18 protein-coding genes are annotated in these 15,113 nt (G+C 55.1%); 5 read left to right on the plus strand and 13 right to left on the minus strand.

The annotated features are described in order from the left end of the window. A partial coding sequence (locus DZC51_RS12175) for a transposase (protein ID WP_157296289.1) occupies positions 1–422 on the plus strand: 422 nt, incomplete at its 5' end. A 157-nt stretch (positions 423–579) separates the two neighbouring features. Here DZC51_RS12175 and DZC51_RS12180 read toward each other — a convergent pair. Both DZC51_RS12180 and DZC51_RS12185 read right to left on the minus strand, forming a co-directional pair. Continuing rightward, positions 580–831: a YqkE family protein gene (locus tag DZC51_RS12180; RefSeq protein ID WP_157296291.1), complete on the minus strand. Its 252-nt coding sequence runs from the start codon at positions 829–831 to the stop codon at positions 580–582. Between the two features lie 22 nt (positions 832–853). Next, positions 854–2,038: an acetyl-CoA C-acetyltransferase gene (locus DZC51_RS12185; protein ID WP_157296293.1), complete on the minus strand. Its 1,185-nt coding sequence runs from the start codon at positions 2,036–2,038 to the stop codon at positions 854–856. 88 nt (positions 2,039–2,126) lie between these two features. Between DZC51_RS12185 and DZC51_RS12190 the strand changes: the two genes are divergently transcribed. Together DZC51_RS12190 and DZC51_RS12195 are read left to right on the plus strand one after the other, a co-directional pair. Next, entirely contained in the window at positions 2,127–3,035 is a 909-nt protein-coding gene (locus tag DZC51_RS12190) for a hydroxymethylglutaryl-CoA lyase (RefSeq protein WP_157296295.1), read from the plus strand. 28 nt (positions 3,036–3,063) lie between these two features. Then, on the plus strand, positions 3,064–4,029 hold the full coding sequence (locus DZC51_RS12195) for an alpha/beta hydrolase (protein ID WP_157296297.1): 966 nt from the start codon (positions 3,064–3,066) through the stop codon (positions 4,027–4,029). A 225-nt stretch (positions 4,030–4,254) separates the two neighbouring features. On the opposite strand, the gene DZC51_RS12200 is transcribed toward DZC51_RS12195, so the two are convergent. The 6 genes from DZC51_RS12200 to DZC51_RS12225 all read right to left on the minus strand — a co-directional run bounded on the left by DZC51_RS12200 (position 4,255) and on the right by DZC51_RS12225 (position 8,511). Continuing rightward, positions 4,255–4,476 (minus strand): YneF family protein, encoded by a 222-nt coding sequence (locus DZC51_RS12200; RefSeq protein WP_008297072.1) that lies wholly within the window; start codon positions 4,474–4,476, stop codon positions 4,255–4,257. Positions 4,477–4,545: 69 nt separating this feature from the next. Continuing rightward, entirely contained in the window at positions 4,546–5,001 is a 456-nt protein-coding gene (locus DZC51_RS12205; protein WP_157296299.1) for a hypothetical protein, read from the minus strand. A 158-nt stretch (positions 5,002–5,159) separates the two neighbouring features. After that, positions 5,160–7,157, minus strand: a complete 1,998-nt coding sequence (gene tkt, locus DZC51_RS12210) for a transketolase (protein ID WP_157296301.1) — start codon at positions 7,155–7,157, stop codon at positions 5,160–5,162. A 93-nt stretch (positions 7,158–7,250) separates the two neighbouring features. After that, positions 7,251–7,484, minus strand: coding sequence for a DUF896 domain-containing protein (locus DZC51_RS12215; RefSeq protein ID WP_157296303.1), 234 nt, complete (start codon positions 7,482–7,484; stop codon positions 7,251–7,253). Between the two features lie 56 nt (positions 7,485–7,540). Further along, a complete protein-coding gene (locus DZC51_RS12220; RefSeq protein ID WP_157296305.1) occupies positions 7,541–8,206 on the minus strand; it encodes a YneB family resolvase-like protein in 666 nt (221 codons plus the stop codon). Continuing rightward, on the minus strand, positions 8,203–8,511 hold the full coding sequence (locus DZC51_RS12225) for a hypothetical protein (RefSeq protein ID WP_157296307.1): 309 nt from the start codon (positions 8,509–8,511) through the stop codon (positions 8,203–8,205). Before DZC51_RS12225 ends, DZC51_RS12220 begins: the two co-directional genes overlap by 4 nt. Positions 8,512–8,680: 169 nt before the next feature. On the opposite strand from DZC51_RS12225, the gene lexA reads away from it, so the two are divergent. Both lexA and DZC51_RS12235 read left to right on the plus strand, forming a co-directional pair. Continuing rightward, positions 8,681–9,298 carry a transcriptional repressor LexA gene (lexA, locus tag DZC51_RS12230; protein ID WP_157296309.1) on the plus strand — a complete coding sequence of 206 codons (618 nt, stop codon included), beginning with the start codon at positions 8,681–8,683 and terminating at the stop codon, positions 9,296–9,298. Positions 9,299–9,435: 137 nt separating this feature from the next. After that, the gene (locus tag DZC51_RS12235; protein ID WP_157296311.1) at positions 9,436–10,080 is read left to right on the plus strand and encodes an SDR family oxidoreductase; all 645 of its coding nucleotides are present in this window, start codon (positions 9,436–9,438) and stop codon (positions 10,078–10,080) included. Positions 10,081–10,126: 46 nt separating this feature from the next. Here DZC51_RS12235 and glnA read toward each other — a convergent pair whose 3' ends face one another. The 5 genes from glnA to DZC51_RS12260 all read right to left on the minus strand — a co-directional run bounded on the left by glnA (position 10,127) and on the right by DZC51_RS12260 (position 15,103). Then, entirely contained in the window at positions 10,127–11,461 is a 1,335-nt protein-coding gene (gene glnA, locus DZC51_RS12240; RefSeq protein ID WP_157296313.1) for a type I glutamate--ammonia ligase, read from the minus strand. Between the two features lie 19 nt (positions 11,462–11,480). After that, a complete protein-coding gene (locus tag DZC51_RS12245; protein ID WP_157296315.1) occupies positions 11,481–12,746 on the minus strand; it encodes a methionine gamma-lyase family protein in 1,266 nt (421 codons plus the stop codon). Between the two features lie 150 nt (positions 12,747–12,896). Then, positions 12,897–13,142, minus strand: coding sequence for an RNA chaperone Hfq (gene hfq / locus DZC51_RS12250; RefSeq protein WP_157296316.1), 246 nt, complete (start codon positions 13,140–13,142; stop codon positions 12,897–12,899). Positions 13,143–13,250: 108 nt separating this feature from the next. Next, the gene (gene miaA, locus DZC51_RS12255) at positions 13,251–14,204 is read right to left on the minus strand and encodes a tRNA (adenosine(37)-N6)-dimethylallyltransferase MiaA (protein ID WP_157296318.1); all 954 of its coding nucleotides are present in this window, start codon (positions 14,202–14,204) and stop codon (positions 13,251–13,253) included. After that, positions 14,201–15,103: an alpha/beta fold hydrolase gene (locus tag DZC51_RS12260; protein WP_232524140.1), complete on the minus strand. Its 903-nt coding sequence runs from the start codon at positions 15,101–15,103 to the stop codon at positions 14,201–14,203. The genes miaA and DZC51_RS12260 overlap by 4 nt, the downstream gene beginning before the upstream one ends. Positions 15,104–15,113: the final 10 nt, after the last annotated feature.

The raw sequence follows: 15,113 nt of genomic DNA on the forward strand, positions 1-15,113 counted from the left end.
TCCACTACGATTCCGAAAGGAATGCCTATATCTGTCCGAACGGACAGGAACTCCGGTATTCGACCACCAATAAGCAGGGCTACCGGGAGTACAAATCGAACGGGGCCAAATGTGCAGGTTGTCCGCTGCTTGCTCAATGCACTCAAAGCAAGAATCATGTAAAAGTCATCACCCGGCATATCTGGCAGGACTACCTCGATCAGGCAGAGGCCATTCGGCTCACCCCAGAAAACAAAGAAATCTATGCAAGGCGGAAAGAGACCGTAGAACGCGGTTTCGGAGATGCCAAGGAGAAGTGTGGCATGCGTTGGACAACCCTTCGTGGAAGGGCAAAAATGTCCATGCAGGCGATGCTTACTTTTGCTGCCCTGAATCTGAAGAGGTTGGCCTGCTGGACCTGGGAGTCACCCGAACCGGCCTGACGGCCGGTCATTCCAAGGGGATTTAAGGAGAAAACCACGATAAATTTCCAATAAAATTACTAAACGGACCTAGAAAGATTTCATCTGGGTACGTTTTGTCTACAGTCTGAAGCACTGGGATTAAAATCCCGGTGCTTTCCTGTTGGCCAATCGGCTTTTAATACTTGGAACCCTTGTCCCCGTATTTATCGAGCAGTTCTCCGAACGACATGTTTTTTTCCCGTTCACGGCGTTCCTTCGCCTTCTGCGCAAGGCGTTTTTCCTCTTCTTCCTTTTCGGTTTGGAGAAGTGCCTGCTTGGCTTGTTTCAGCTTATCCAACGTGTCCCCGCCGAGTCCGTCGGCGAGTGTAGGACGGCTGTCCTGTTTTTGGGCGGCTGTTTTCCGCTGCTGCGGTTTCTTTTTGGCCACAGACTCACCTTCTTTCAGTCATTCAGGGACGGCGCACGACTGTCGCGACACCCTGGCCGCCGCCGATGCAGAGTGTGGCAAGACCCGTCTTGGCGTCACGCCGCTTCATCTCATGAAGCAATGTCACGAGGATCCGCGCGCCGCTTGCGCCGATCGGATGGCCCAGCGCAATCGCACCGCCATTCACGTTCAGTTTATCATGGTCGAATTCGAGTTCGCGGTCCACAGCGATCGACTGGGCTGCAAACGCTTCGTTCGCTTCAACAAGGTCCATGTCCTTAAGTTCCAGTCCGGCTTTGTCCAGTGCTTTCCTGACTGCCTGGACCGGGCCGATGCCCATCACGGCAGGATCCACACCGGCATTGCCGTTGGCGGCAATCACCGCGAGAGGCTCGATGCCGAGCTCATCCGCCTTTTCTTTGGACATCACGACAAATGCCGCCGCGCCGTCATTGATGCCGGAAGCATTCCCGGCAGTGACGCTCCCCTCTTTTTTGAAAGCCGGGCGGAGCTTCGACAGCTTCTCAGCCGTGGATCCGGCTTTTACGTGCTCGTCCGTATCAAAGACGATCGGGTCACCCTTACGCTGCGGGATTTCGACCGGCACGATTTCATCTTTGAATCGGCCTGCATCAATGGCTGCTGCCGCCCGCTCCTGTGAACGTGCCGCGAACTCATCCTGCTCCTCCCGGCTGATGCCGTATCGGTCGCAGAGGTTCTCTGCGGTGATTCCCATATGATAATCGTTGAATGCGCACCACAGACCGTCCGAAATCATGCTGTCGACCAATTTCTGGTCGCCCATCTTGAAGCCGTCACGTGCCCCTTTCAGGAGATGCGGTGCCTGACTCATATTTTCCATGCCGCCGGCCACGATGATATCGGCATCCCCTGCCTTGATAGCCTGGGCAGCCAGATGGACCGCCTTCAGACCGGAACCACAGACTTTATTGATCGTCAACGACGGCACCGTTTCCGGAAGTCCGGCTTTGATGGATGCCTGTCGTGCCGGGTTCTGGCCGAGTCCCGCCTGAAGGACATTCCCCATGATGACTTCGTCTACCTGCTCCCCGGCCACACCAGCACGGGAAATCGCCTCACGGATTGCGATGCTTCCAAGTTCAGTTGCCGGGATGTCTTTAAGCGTCCCAAGGAATGTGCCGATTGCCGTACGGACCGCACTTACGATTACCACGTCTTTTGTCATTTCCCCATCTCCCCTTTACACTCGTCTGTTAATTGCCTTGCCCCGCTCCGTCCGCATCCTTACAATGAAAACAAGGAGGGGGTTTGTCATGTTAAGTCTACCAAAAAAAGTTGCGATTATCGAGGTAGGGCCGAGGGATGGCCTGCAGAATGAAAAAAACCAAGTCCCGACAGAGGTGAAGCTCAGGTTCATCCGTGCCCTGCAGAATGCGGGGGTCAGTGAAATGGAGCTCACCTCATTCGTTTCGCCGAAGTGGGTGCCGCAGATGGGGGATGCGGCAGACATCATGGTGGGGACAAAACGTACCGGCAGGCAGTTTGTGCTCGCCCCAAATGAGCGGGGAATCGCAAATGCGAGAGCCGCAGGCGCGGAAAACATCGCCGTGTTTGTCGGTGTAACAGATGCATTTAATAAGAAAAATATCAACAGAACAACAGATGAAAGCATGGAACAGCTGGCTCCGCAGATCCGGAAATTGAAAGAGGATGGCCTGTTCGTGCGGGCCTGCATCTCGACCGCGTTCCACTGCCCGTTTGAAGGTCCGGTAGATCCTGAACGCACGGTCAGTCTGTGCAAACAGTTTGCCGAACTGGGAGCAGATGAGCTGAGCGTCGCGGATACGATCGGAATGGCGACGCCCGAGGAAAGTTACCGACTATTCAGCCGGCTGAAAAAGGAACTGCCCGGTATTCTGCTGACAGCGCATTTCCATGACACCCGCAAGATGGCACTTGCCAATATATTCGCGGCGCTCCAGGCAGGTGTCGACCGGTTTGACGCATCTGCAGGCGGACTCGGCGGCTGCCCGTTCGCTCCGGGCGCCACGGGAAACGTCGCAACCGAAGATGTAGTCAATATGCTTGACCGCATGGGGATTGAAACCGGGATTTCGGTTGAGGGTATCTGCCGTGCGGTGGACGAAGTGGCTTCTCAAGTTTCGCGGCCGATTGACACGGGGATGTATACACTGTATAAGAACGCACAACGTATAGGATAAGAGCAATCCGCGGAAAGGAGGCCAATCAATGGGAGACCGCATAAAACGCTGGCTGACTGCCACCGGCATTGTGACGGGAGTTTCGGCTGCTGTCGGCTCAGCGGTCGGCCTCCTTGCCACGAACCGGCTGATGTATATGAAAAAGAAAGAGGACGATGTGATCCTGCAGCGGGAGATTTCCGCAAAGCGCTTCGATGAAGGCTGGTACAATGCCGTCAACAAATCAGAACGCTGGGTCGACTCTCCAAACGGGTACCGGCTCAAGGCCGTGCTGCTGGAGCCACTGGACACCAATCATTATGTCGTCATTTCCCATGGCGTTACAGAAAACAAAATCAACTCGGTAAAATACGCCCGGATGTTCGAGCGTCTCGGCTTCAACTCCGTTATCTATGATCACCGCCGGCATGGGGATTCGGAGGGCCGGACCACCAGTTTTGGCCATTATGAAAAGACTGATCTCGGCGCGGTCATCGATGAGCTCCGGAATTACGCCGGCGAACATGCCATCATCGGCGTACATGGAGAATCCATGGGCGCGGCGACATCCCTCCTGTACGCAGGAAGTGTCGGAGACGAAGCGGACTTCTACATAGCCGACTGCCCGTTTTCGGATTTTACCGAGCAGGTCCTCCATATCCTGAGACGGTCCACGCCACTCCGGACGGGTTTCGCCATCCGGCTCGCAAATGTGTTCCTGAAGGTGAGAGACGGCTACACGCTTGACCTCGTCTCCCCGAGACAGTCGGTCGTCGACATCCAGAGGCCGGTACTCTTCATCCACAGCCTGGAAGATGACTTTATCCTCCCCGAGATGACGAAGGAACTCTATGAGCTGAAGCCGGAACCGAAATCGATCCGGCTGTTCGACAAAGGCGGCCACGCACAGTCCTACAATGAAAACACCGAGGACTATGAACAGACGGTAAGTTCGTTTCTTGAGGAATACGGGCTGCTCCCTTCAGACGCCGGCGACCGGCCGGGAATTGCCTGATCCAATCGCGGGAAATGTGGCTCATGCGGCGCTCCACGCCGCCATTCCCGGCTTGATGATCTTTCGCGGGCCTTTATTGATCTTTCACCGCAGCTTAATGATTTTTCGTTTGGACGGCTGACATTTAAAACAAAGGGGCGTCACACCCGGATTTGTGTGACGCCCCTTTTGCATGTCCGCGGGAAGCAATAATAAAACGCCCTTCCGCGGGGAAGGACGCTGTCATTATTTGTCGTTCATCTTGTTCATCTGTGCCAGCATCTGATTGATTTTCTTCTGGGAAGGTTTCATCCCCATTTGCATCATCAGCATACGCAGCATCTGTTCGTTGATCGGCGGGTTCTCTTTCAGGTAATTCATCATATATCTTCGCGCGATGAAAAAGCCGAGAGCCACCCCGGCGAGCAACGCGACGATGAGCAGAATGATCCACCAAACGGTCGCCATTGTGGTTCCTCCTTCGTGCCATCAGTTTCACGGAATGTGCACCAAGGAGAAGTATACAACATTCCGGAGTCAGATACTACTATTTCCGCATAATTGGCGACTTGCTCCGACCCCATTTTCCCAGAACCGGACCGGCTTCAGCCAGCCACATTCTCCGCTCCCCCCGCGGACTGCAAAGTAGCTCCCGCTGATGCCGGACAAACCGGCAAACAGGTCCAGGTCCAGCATTCTGGTACCTTCGCATCGGGCAGTGATGCTGTACTCGCCGAACCCGATCCGGATGGTGCCCTTAACCGGATGATGGAGGCGGAACAGGCCCCCCTCCCGTCCCACCTCCGGAAATCGCCTGTCCATCCTGCGTTTCAGCTGAAACGTAACCCGTTCGGGATCAACCTCGTGACAGAGAAAACGCACTTCCGGGCTTTCTTCCCCTTCCATTGCCAGCAGCTCTTCCAGCATCCGCTCCCGTCCCAGAATAAACGGCTGGTGGTCGTTTTTCACTTCGTAAATGATGTATTCGCGCATGACTGCCACCCCTTTTTCAACATCATATCCCGGTTGGGGAAAAAAAGATGTCAGAGTGCGGAGAAGAACCCCTCTAGTTTTGTCGAATTATCCGGAGCGGGAGGTGCCCGCACCGATGCACAAAAAAGGAAGGCCCCAATGGGACCTTCCTTCAATGATCAGAGTTGTTTATATCTTGCTGTCACATTTTCAGGTGTGAAGCCGTATTCCTTCATGACTGTGCCTCCCGGCGCACTTGCACCGAATGTATCGATGGCGAGCACGTCGCCTTCGAAACCGGTGTACTTGTGCCATCCGAGGGAAGCACCCATCTCGATTGCAAGGCGCTTCGTGACGGACTTAGGAAGAATTTCTTCCTTGTACGCTGCATCCTGTTCTTCGAAGCGGTCCCATGAAGGCATCGATACGACGCGGACACGGATGCCTTCCTCAAGAAGCTGCTTTTGTGCATCGACTGCGAGGCTGACTTCCGATCCGGTTGCGAGAAGGATCCCATCCGGGTTCCCTCCGTCCGCCTCGGAGACGATGTAGGCTCCCTTTTCGACACCTTCCATCGCCCGCTCCGCGGAGTTTTCGAGGACCGGCAGGTTCTGGCGGGAAAGCACGAGGACCGTCGGTTTGTTTTCCGATGATACCGCCAGTTTCCAGGCAGCTGCCGTTTCGTTCCCATCCGCAGGACGGATGACCGAGAGGCCCGGCATCGCGCGAAGAGAAGCAAGATGTTCGACCGGCTCGTGGGTAGGCCCGTCTTCTCCGACAGCGATACTGTCATGTGTGAACACATAAGTGACCGGAACACCCATCAGTGCCGACAGGCGGACTGCCGGACGCACATAATCACTGAAGACGAAGAACGTGCCGCCGAATACCCGGAGTCCTCCGTGGAGGGCCATGCCGTTTAGCGCTGCACCCATCGCAAATTCACGGACGCCGAACCAGATATTGCGGCCGCTGTAGTTGTCCGGCAGGAAGTCACCCGCACCCTTGATTGTCGTCTTGTTCGAACCTGCAAGGTCAGCACTTCCGCCAAACAGGGAAGGAACCGATTCCGCCAGGGCGTTGATCATATCGCCGGACGCACTGCGCGTCGCGACGGATTTTCCGGTTTCATAGACCGGCAGTTTTTCTGCAAAGCCTTCCGGAAGTTTGCCTTCAAGCGCTGCTTTCAGCCGGGCCGCCTCTTCCGGATAAGCTTCCTCATAGGCTGCAAACCGGTCGTTCCATTGTTTCTCGGCCTGCTCGCCATTTTCTTCCGCGGCCTTGCGGAACGTTTCGTACACTTCCTCCGGCACGCAGAAGTCTTCCTCGAACGTCCAGTTGTAGTACTCCTTGACGAGTTTCATTTCATCTTCGCCAAGCGGGGCACCATGAACATCGGATTTTCCGGATTTGTTCGGCGAGCCGTAACCGATGATCGTTTTCACTTCAATGATTGTCGGCCCGTCCCCATTCCCTTTTGCCTCTTCAATGGCACGGGATACGGCGTCGATGTCGTTTCCGTCATCAACACGGAGGTAGTTCCATCCGTAAGATTCAAAGCGTTTCCGGACGTCTTCAGAAAAACTCATATCGAGTTCCCCGTCCAGGGAGATGTCATTGCTGTCATACAAGACGATCAGTTTGTCGAGCTCAAGGTGTCCGGCAAGAGAAATTGCCTCGGAAGCGACACCTTCCATGAGATCCCCATCACCGCAAAGTGCATATGTGTAATGGTCGACAACTTCATGGCCGTCCCTATTGTAAGTTGCAGCCAGATGGCGTTCTGCCATCGCCATGCCCACCGCCATGCCGATTCCCTGGCCGAGCGGTCCCGTGGTCGCTTCAACGCCATCGGTATGTCCGTATTCCGGATGGCCCGGAGTCTTTGAACCCCACTGTCGGAAGTTCTTGATCTCGTCCATCGGCAGGTCATATCCGCCAAGATGGAGGAGGGAATAAAGAAGCATCGACCCGTGCCCTGCAGAGAGGACAAACCGGTCCCTGTTGAACCATTGCGGGTTCGAAGGGTTGTGCTTCATGTGTTTTGTCCAGAGGGTGTAAGCCATCGGGGCGGCGCCCATAGGGAGACCCGGGTGGCCGGAGTTGGCTTTTTCGATTGCATCGATGGACAGAGTCCGGATCGTGGTGATTGCAAGTGCATCGGCATGATTCGCCATCTTTCGACATCCTTTCACGAACAATTAGTTGAACCTTTTTAAGTGTAGACGAGCCCGGCATTCTTTACAACCGGATTCCGTCCCCCATGCAGCTCAGTTCGGGAATTTGTCGTTCCTGAGCTGTTTTACTTTATCCGGAGTGATGTCATTGCCCTCTGGATCGATGACCGTGACGTTTTCAATTGTCTTCTTCATATTCGAACGGAAGACATCCAAATATTCCTTGCGGAGTGAGGTTTGTTCTTTCGCTTCTTCCATTGTCAATCCGATCGTTTTCTTCTTTTTCGCCAATTCGTTGATACGGGCGAGCTTTCCGGGTGAAAGCATGAAATCTCCCCTTTCCATTTCTCCTAAAGATAAGAAAAAAAAGAGACGAGCGCAACTCATTCGCTCGTCCCCCCTGCTTCTTCATATTCCCTGTAACGGCGGTGCACCGTCGCTTTGCTGACGTCATGGCCGAGCCCTCTCAAAGTGGAGGCGATCTCCTCGAAAGTCAGTCCCTTCTGTCGGAGACTGACAATTTCCGCTATCGGGACGTCAATCCGCTCACGGCCCTCCGGATTCCCGCGTTTTTTAAGATTCCGTTCCGGCCGGTATCCCTTTTCCACTGCCCGGCGCATGCCCCTGCGGATTTTGGCGTTGTGCATTTTCCTCTGGTATTCCTCGACGATTGCGAGAATGTCCAAAAGCATCGTGTCCATCTCATTCAGCGCTGCCGGACCCTTGTCCGTGTATGTAAACGTGGATGCTCCGGCTTTCTGCAGGAGATGGAGAACTGCCACACGGGCATTTCCCCGGCCAAGACGGGTCTCGTCCTGCACGAGGACGATGTCTGCCTCACCTTCGCGCACATGGTCGATCAGGTCCAGCAGACCGTCCCGCTCCATGTCATAGCCGCTGTGGCGGTCAGTGAAAACAGCGGTCACCGAAAGTCCCAGTTCACCGGCAAATGCGCGAAGTTCTTCCTCCTGCCGCTCAAGGGACATGTCCTGTGTCTCCTTTTCCGTGCTTACCCGGCAGTAGACGGCACATGTACGCGCCGGCTTCACTCTCCCTCACCGGCCAGTTGGATATCATCCGAATAGCTCACTTTTGAGGGGATGAGCAGCGTCTCCCCGGCCAGGATCGTAGCGTCTTTTTTGCCGTTCAGCTTGAGCACTTCCTCTATCCATATCTCGGCAGGCAGTGAAGTGCCTGCATCCTGATGAAGTGCAAACAGCGTATCGCCATGGTCAACCTTGATCTCTGCGGTCTGCACCGGCTGCTTTTCTTCCTGTCCCGGAAGAATCGCAACTGAAACAATGGCTATTAGGAATAGAAATACAATGTAAGAATAATTTCGGATCATGTTCATATCCGGTCCCTCCTGTCGAAAATTCGAATGTCTGTTCGCATGTTAACCTCATCGTAATGCGAACAGATGTTTTTGTCAAGACGTTTTCTCGAACCTATGTTTGCATTTCATTGAGACGGCTGATATACTTGTACCAATCAGAAAACGTGAAAAGAAGAGGTGAATCCGTTTGAAGAAAATGTCGAAGAGGCAGGAAGCGATCCTGACCTTCATCAAGGAGGAGGTCCGGACAAAAGGCTACCCGCCGTCCGTCCGTGAAATCGGCGAAGCAGTCGGGCTCGCTTCCAGCTCGACGGTCCACGGCCACCTGGCACGGCTTGAGAACAAGGGGCTGATCCGCCGGGACCCGACCAAACCGCGCGCCATCGAAATCCTTGAGGCCGGCGATACCATCCCGAAAGCAAGTGTCGTCCAGGTGCCGGTAGTCGGCAAGGTCACGGCAGGCCAGCCGATCACGGCTGTCGAGAATATCGAGGAGTACTTTCCCCTCCCCGATCAGTACGGCAGTTCAGACGACCAGCTCTTCATGCTGGAGATCATGGGTGAATCCATGATCGAGGCCGGCATCCTGAACGGAGACTACGTCGTCGTCCGTCAGCAGAGCACTGCCAATAACGGTGAAATCGTTGTCGCGATGACCGAGGACGATGAAGCGACCGTCAAGCGCTTCTTCAAGGAGCATGGACATTTCCGCCTCCAGCCGGAAAACGCCTCGATGGACCCGATCATTGTGGATCAGGTGTCCATCCTCGGAAAAGTCGTCGGTGTTTACCGCCACATTCAGTGATAAACGGATAATCAGACAGCCTGCAGCGTAAACCGCTGCAGGCTGTTTTTAGGTTTCGGCAAGAAGCTTTTCTTTTTGACCCGCAAATTCGTTCCGTTATAGTGGAATTATCAGCAGGAAAGGAGAGGTGGACGAATATGAATGTACTGGTGATCGGAGCAAACGGCAAGATCGGTAAGCAACTGGTCAGGCTGTTGAGTGAGAGCGGGGAGCATTCACCGACCGCCATGATCCGTGACGACAAGCAGAAACCTGCTTTTGAAGAATTGGGAGCCAAAACAGCAGTGGTCGACCTGGAAGACCGGACTGAAGCTTTGGCTTCGGCGATGGACGGCATGGATGCAGTCGTCTTTACGGCAGGGAGCGGCGGCAGTACCGGCCCGGACAAAACCCTTCTTATTGACCTTGACGGTGCCGCGAAAGCGATTGAGGCGGCAAGAAGGAAGGGCATCAAGCGCTTCCTGATGGTGAGTGCAATCGGAGCCGATGACCGGGAACGCTGGTCGGATCAGATCCGGCCCTACTACGTGGCCAAGCACCATGCCGACAACATTCTTCGCGGGAGCGGGCTCGATTACACAATCATCCGGCCCGGCCTTCTTCTGGATGAACCGGGAACCGGGCTCATCTCGGCCGCAGAACACCTGGAGCCGGGCGGCGTACCGCGTGAGGATGTGGCTCGTGTTCTGTTCGAGGCTCTGGACTCGGAAAACACGCGCAACCGTTCTTTTGATGTCGTATCGGGAGACTCACCGGTCAAGGAAGCACTGGAACAACTATAATGAAAAAGGGAGCGCAGCATCTTTTGCTGCGCTCCCTTTGCTATTATCAATACATTTTCATGTATTGTTCTCTTTCCCATGGATGGACTGTTGTGCGGAACATATTCCACTCTGCTTCTTTCGTGTCCACGAAGTTTTTGTAGATGTGGCTGCCGAGTGCATGCTGGATGACCTTGTCTCCGGCCAGTGCGTCCAGCGCTTCCTTCAGGCTTGCCGGCAGATCCTCGATGCCCATGCTCCGGCGTTCACGGAGACTCATCTCATAAATGTTCTGGTCGACGGACTCAGGCGGCTCCATGCCGCTGCGGATGCCTTCGAGGCCCGCACCGAGCAGGACGGCCATCGCCATGTACGGGTTGGCAGCCGGATCGACCGAACGCACCTCGATGCGGGTGCTCAGTCCCCGGGATGTCGGGATGCGGATCAGCGGGCTGCGGTTCGTACCGGACCAGGCAACATAAACCGGTGCCTCATAGCCCGGAACCAGGCGCTTGTACGAGTTCACTGTCGGGTTGGCGATCGCCGTGAAGCCGTGTGCGTGCTGAAGCAGTCCGGCCATGAACTGGTATGCGACTTTGCTCAGGCCCTCTTCGCCATCGGGATCCTCGAACACGTTTTCGCTTCCCTTGAACAGCGACATGTTGACATGCATGCCCGATCCGGCCACTCCGAACAGCGGCTTCGGCATAAAGGTGGCATGGAGGCCATGTTTACGGGCGATGGTCTTGACGACAAGCTTGAATGTCTGGATATTATCGCAAGCCCTAATGGCGTCCGCGTATTTGAAATCAATCTCATGCTGGCCCGGGGCGTTCTCATGGTGGGAAGCTTCGATTTCGAAGCCGAGCGCTTCCAGTTCAAGCACGATGTCCCTGCGGCAGTTTTCGCCGAGATCGGTCGGAGCCAGGTCAAAGTAGCCGCCATAGTCGTTCAGCTCGAGACTCGGCTCGCCGTTCATATCAAGCTTGAACAGGAAAAATTCCGGTTCCGGCCCGATGTTGAACTTTGTATACCCGAGATCTTCCATTTCTTTGAGGATCCGCTTCAGATTGCTTCGGGGATCCCCCTCGAACGGAGTGCCGTCCGCACGGTGAACATCGCAGATCAGGCGGGCGACCTTGCCGGAGCCCGTATCCCACTGGAACACCGTCCAGGTGTCAAGGTCCGGAACCAGATACATATCCGACTCCTCGATCCGGACAAAGCCTTCAATCGACGAACCATCGAACATCATTTTATTGTCCATCGCCTTGTCGATCTGCGAAACCGGGATTTCGACGTTCTTCACAGTCCCGAGAATATCCGTGAACTGCAGGCGGATAAAATTCACATTCTGCTTTTGTATGTCGTTTTTAATGTCTTCCTTCGTAATTTTGGCCACGTTACCATCCTTTCGGTTTTTAAAGCAGGCCTTCCTCCATCAGCGCGCCAAGGGCGCCAAGAATCGCGATCTGTACATGTTCGTATGTAAGACCGCCCTGGACATAAGCGGTATAAGGCGGACGGATCGGTCCGTCTGCCGTCAGCTCGATGCTTGAACCTTGCACGAATGTGCCGGCCGCCATGATGACATCATCCTCGTAGCCCGGCATATAGGACGGCTCGGGCGCGAAGTGCGCGTTGACCGGCGAATTCGCCTGGATCTCCCTGCAGAACCGTATCATCTGGGCGGCAACATCAAATGAAACCGACTGGATCAGATCCGTGCGCTCTGCGGAAAAGTGCGGTGATGTCGTCATACCGGCTGCCTCAAGCATCGCCGAGGTGAAAATGGCTCCCTTGACGGCCTGGGCCGTCACGTGAGGCGCCAGGAAAAAGCCCTGATACATATCCGGGAGCGTTCCAAGAGAAGCACCCGCCTCTGCTCCTATACCCGGAGAAGTCATCCGGTAAGCACATTTTTCAATCAGATCTGCGCGCCCGGCCAAATATCCGCCGGTTTTGGCCAGCCCCCCGCCCGGGTTTTTGATGAGGGATCCGGCCATCAGGTCGACGCCCACTTCGGTCGGTTCGATCATCTCAACGAATTCGCCATAGCAGTTGTCTGTGAAGATGACGGCATGAGGCGCGAATTCCCTGACCTTTTGCACCATCTCGCCGATCTGCCCGACGGTAAAGCTCGGCCGGAGCGAGTATCCCTTCGAGCGCTGAATCGCAATCATCTTCGTTTTTTCTGTCACCGCTCTCCGCACTGCCTCAAAATCGACCGTACCGTCGTCTTTTAAATCGATGTGGCGGTAGGAGATTCCAAAATCACTCAGTGCCCCTGTATCTTTGCCTTCAGGGCCCGAAACGATTGAGGCGAGTGTGTCATATGGTTCACCGGTGATGTATAGCAATTCATCCCCGGGGCGCAGCACACCAAAGAGAGCGATGGAAATTGCATGGGTGCCGGAAATGATCTGATTGCGGACCAATGCCGCTTCAGAGCCGAACGCAGTCGCATATACCCGCTCCAGGACATCCCTGCCTTCATCGTCATATCCATACCCGGTGGACGGGTTCATATGGTGGTCGGAAACCCGGTTCTCCCTGAAGGCTGTGAGCACTTTCGCCTGATTGGCTATCGCCACTTCATCAATGCGCTTCAGGAAAGGGGCAATTTTCTCTTCCGCATCTTTTTTCCAGTTTTCGATCTGTTTTGTGTGATTCATGATGTCGGCCATCAAACTCTTTCCTCTCTGTTGCATAGTCACCGTTCCAGTATACCGTATTGACGGCATGCCGCCTCTCAATATGGACACGCAGCGACCGGGAAAATGACGGACGGGCTGTCAGGAAGCATGGCATTTCTGCTTCCCGGCAACCCGTCTTTTTCATACTGTTTCTTCTGCCTGTTCTTCCTTTGGGACGAGGTTGACCGGGCGTGCGGGGACAAACGTGGAAATCGCATGCTTGTAGATCAGCTGCTGCTTCCCGTCGGTTTCGAGCAGCACAGTGAAGTTGTCGTACGACTTCACCTGTCCCTTCAGCTGGAATCCATTGGTCAGGAACACGGTCACATAAACCCCGTTTTTACGGATCTGGTTCAGGAATGTATCCTGAATGTTTGCCGACTTCATTGCACCTATTCCTCCGCTCTCTCTTTATATTGCCCAACGCTTGCGCTTTTGGGCACAGTCGCCGCTCATCACGGCGCCGCTGCCGCGGTAGTTGGCATGGGCCCTCTTTTATGTATTCCGTCCCGATGGCCCAAAATCCTTCATCAATGCGAGTATTTTTTCGGTATTCTGACGGGTTCCTTCCAAAGCTTCCAACCAGTGCACGTCCAGCTTGTTCCGGAAATAGGTGAATTGCCGTTTGGCGTAGCGCCTCGTGTTCCGTTTTGTCAGCTCCAGTGCCTGCTCCAAATCCGTCTCGCCTTTCAGATAGGCCTCAATCTCCCGGTACCCGATCGCCTTCATGGACTGGCTCTCCCCGAAACCGGCTTCCACCAGACGGCGTACTTCCCCGATCCATCCGGCTTCCACCATCAGGTCCACCCTGCGGTTGATCCGCTCATACAGAATGCTCCGGTCCAGTGACAGACCGATCAGCAGATGGTCATAGAGCGGTGCGGCACCATCCGCTCCCTCGGCTTCCTTTTTTGTCTTGCCGGTCATGGACGCGATTTCGAGCGCGCGCATCACCCTTCTCGTATTGTTCGGGTGGATTTCCGAGGCAGACACAGGATCCAGCTCCACAAGAAGCTCATGGAGGCGCTCCGGTCCCTCTTCCCCGAGCACCCGCTCAAGGTTTCGCCTGAGCTCGGGATCATGCTTCTGTTCAGTGAAGCGGAAATCATACAGAACCGACTGCACATAGAGGCCGGTGCCTCCGGCGATGATCGGCAGGCGTCCCCTGGAACGGATTTCCGAGATTTTCTCCCTGACGAGCCGCTGGTAGTCGGCCACTGAAAAATCGTCCCCCGGCCCGAGAATATCAAACAAATGGTGCGGCACGCCCCGCATTTCATCCGGAGTAATCTTTGCGGTACCTATATCCAGACCGCGGTACACCTGGAATGCATCACCATTGATGACTTCTCCGCCTGTTGCTTCGGCAAGGCTGACGCTCAGGTCGGTCTTGCCTGATGCTGTCGGTCCGACGATCGCCACTACTTCAGGAACGCTATAGCCGCTCATGATTCCAGCCACTCCGTGATGTATTTGGTGATGCGGCTTTTTTTCGGGGAGTGGAGGATTTCGTGCCGTCCCTCCTCCACCAGATAGACGGTGACATCGCGGATCCCGTTCTCAGAATACTGCCGGGCGATATTCCAGATGCCGTCGCCATTCTTGCCTACCGGATCAGAGCCTCCTGAAATCAGGAGAATCGGCAAATCGTCGGGCGTCCTGCGTATTTCACGGTCGTCGTGGATCAGGTCCAGTCCGTCGAAAAGATCGGAGAAAAATCCGGTCGTGGAGACGAATCCCGATTCTTCATCATCCAGATACGCCCTGACCGCCTCATGGTCTTCGTTCAGCCAGTCAAACGGCGTCTCCGCATCCGGAAACTGAAGGTTGTACCGGCCGAAGGTGAGGGAGTTCAGCAGCTGATTCGGCTCCTTTTTCAACCCTGCTGCTATATATCCGGCAGCCACCATCCGCCCGGCCCTGATGGCAGGTCCGGGGTGATCCCCCGATCCCATGAAGATCGCGCGGTCCAGCAGATGACCGTAGCGCTGGGAATAGCGTCTCGCGACAAATGAGCCCATGCTGTGCCCGAAAATCGTGAAGGCAGGGGAAGGATGGCTGTCGCGAAGGAGCGAAGTCACTTCGTGGACGTCCTGGACCACCCTCTCGAATCCGTCCTCTTCCGCGAAGTAGCCCCTGACCCCGTTGAGCCTGACAGTACTCCCATGGCCTCTGTGGTCGTGTCCGCTTACGATATAACCGGCTTTCCGGAGTGCACCGGCAAACTCCGCGTAGCGGCCGATATGCTCCGCCATTCCGTGGAGCAAGTGAATATGACCTTTCGGCGGCCCATCCGGCTCTGCCAGAAAGGCACTCACCATATGGCCATCGGTCATGTGGATGGTCATTCTGTCCAAT

Source organism: Bhargavaea sp. CC-171006 (genome assembly GCF_009761675.1).
GTDB classification, from domain to species: domain Bacteria; phylum Bacillota; class Bacilli; order Bacillales_A; family Planococcaceae; genus Bhargavaea; species Bhargavaea changchunensis.

Coding starts and splice junctions, on each gene's coding strand:
- DZC51_RS12260 (WP_232524140.1), bottom strand. CDS start 15,103: ATGACCATCCACATGACCGATGGCCATATGGTGAGTGCCTTTCTGGCA.
- DZC51_RS12190 (WP_157296295.1), top strand. CDS start 2,127: ATGTTAAGTCTACCAAAAAAAGTTGCGATTATCGAGGTAGGGCCGAGG.
- miaA (WP_157296318.1), bottom strand. CDS start 14,204: ATGAGCGGCTATAGCGTTCCTGAAGTAGTGGCGATCGTCGGACCGACA.
- DZC51_RS12200 (WP_008297072.1), bottom strand. CDS start 4,476: ATGGCGACCGTTTGGTGGATCATTCTGCTCATCGTCGCGTTGCTCGCC.
- hfq (WP_157296316.1), bottom strand. CDS start 13,142: ATGAAGTCGGCAAACATTCAGGATACATTCCTGAACCAGATCCGTAAA.
- DZC51_RS12215 (WP_157296303.1), bottom strand. CDS start 7,484: ATGCTTTCACCCGGAAAGCTCGCCCGTATCAACGAATTGGCGAAAAAG.
- DZC51_RS12195 (WP_157296297.1), top strand. CDS start 3,064: ATGGGAGACCGCATAAAACGCTGGCTGACTGCCACCGGCATTGTGACG.
- DZC51_RS12235 (WP_157296311.1), top strand. CDS start 9,436: ATGAATGTACTGGTGATCGGAGCAAACGGCAAGATCGGTAAGCAACTG.
- DZC51_RS12185 (WP_157296293.1), bottom strand. CDS start 2,038: ATGACAAAAGACGTGGTAATCGTAAGTGCGGTCCGTACGGCAATCGGC.
- DZC51_RS12205 (WP_157296299.1), bottom strand. CDS start 5,001: ATGCGCGAATACATCATTTACGAAGTGAAAAACGACCACCAGCCGTTT.
- DZC51_RS12225 (WP_157296307.1), bottom strand. CDS start 8,511: ATGAACATGATCCGAAATTATTCTTACATTGTATTTCTATTCCTAATA.
- DZC51_RS12245 (WP_157296315.1), bottom strand. CDS start 12,746: ATGGCCGACATCATGAATCACACAAAACAGATCGAAAACTGGAAAAAA.
- tkt (WP_157296301.1), bottom strand. CDS start 7,157: ATGGCGAATCATGCCGATGCACTTGCAATCACCACGATCCGGACTCTG.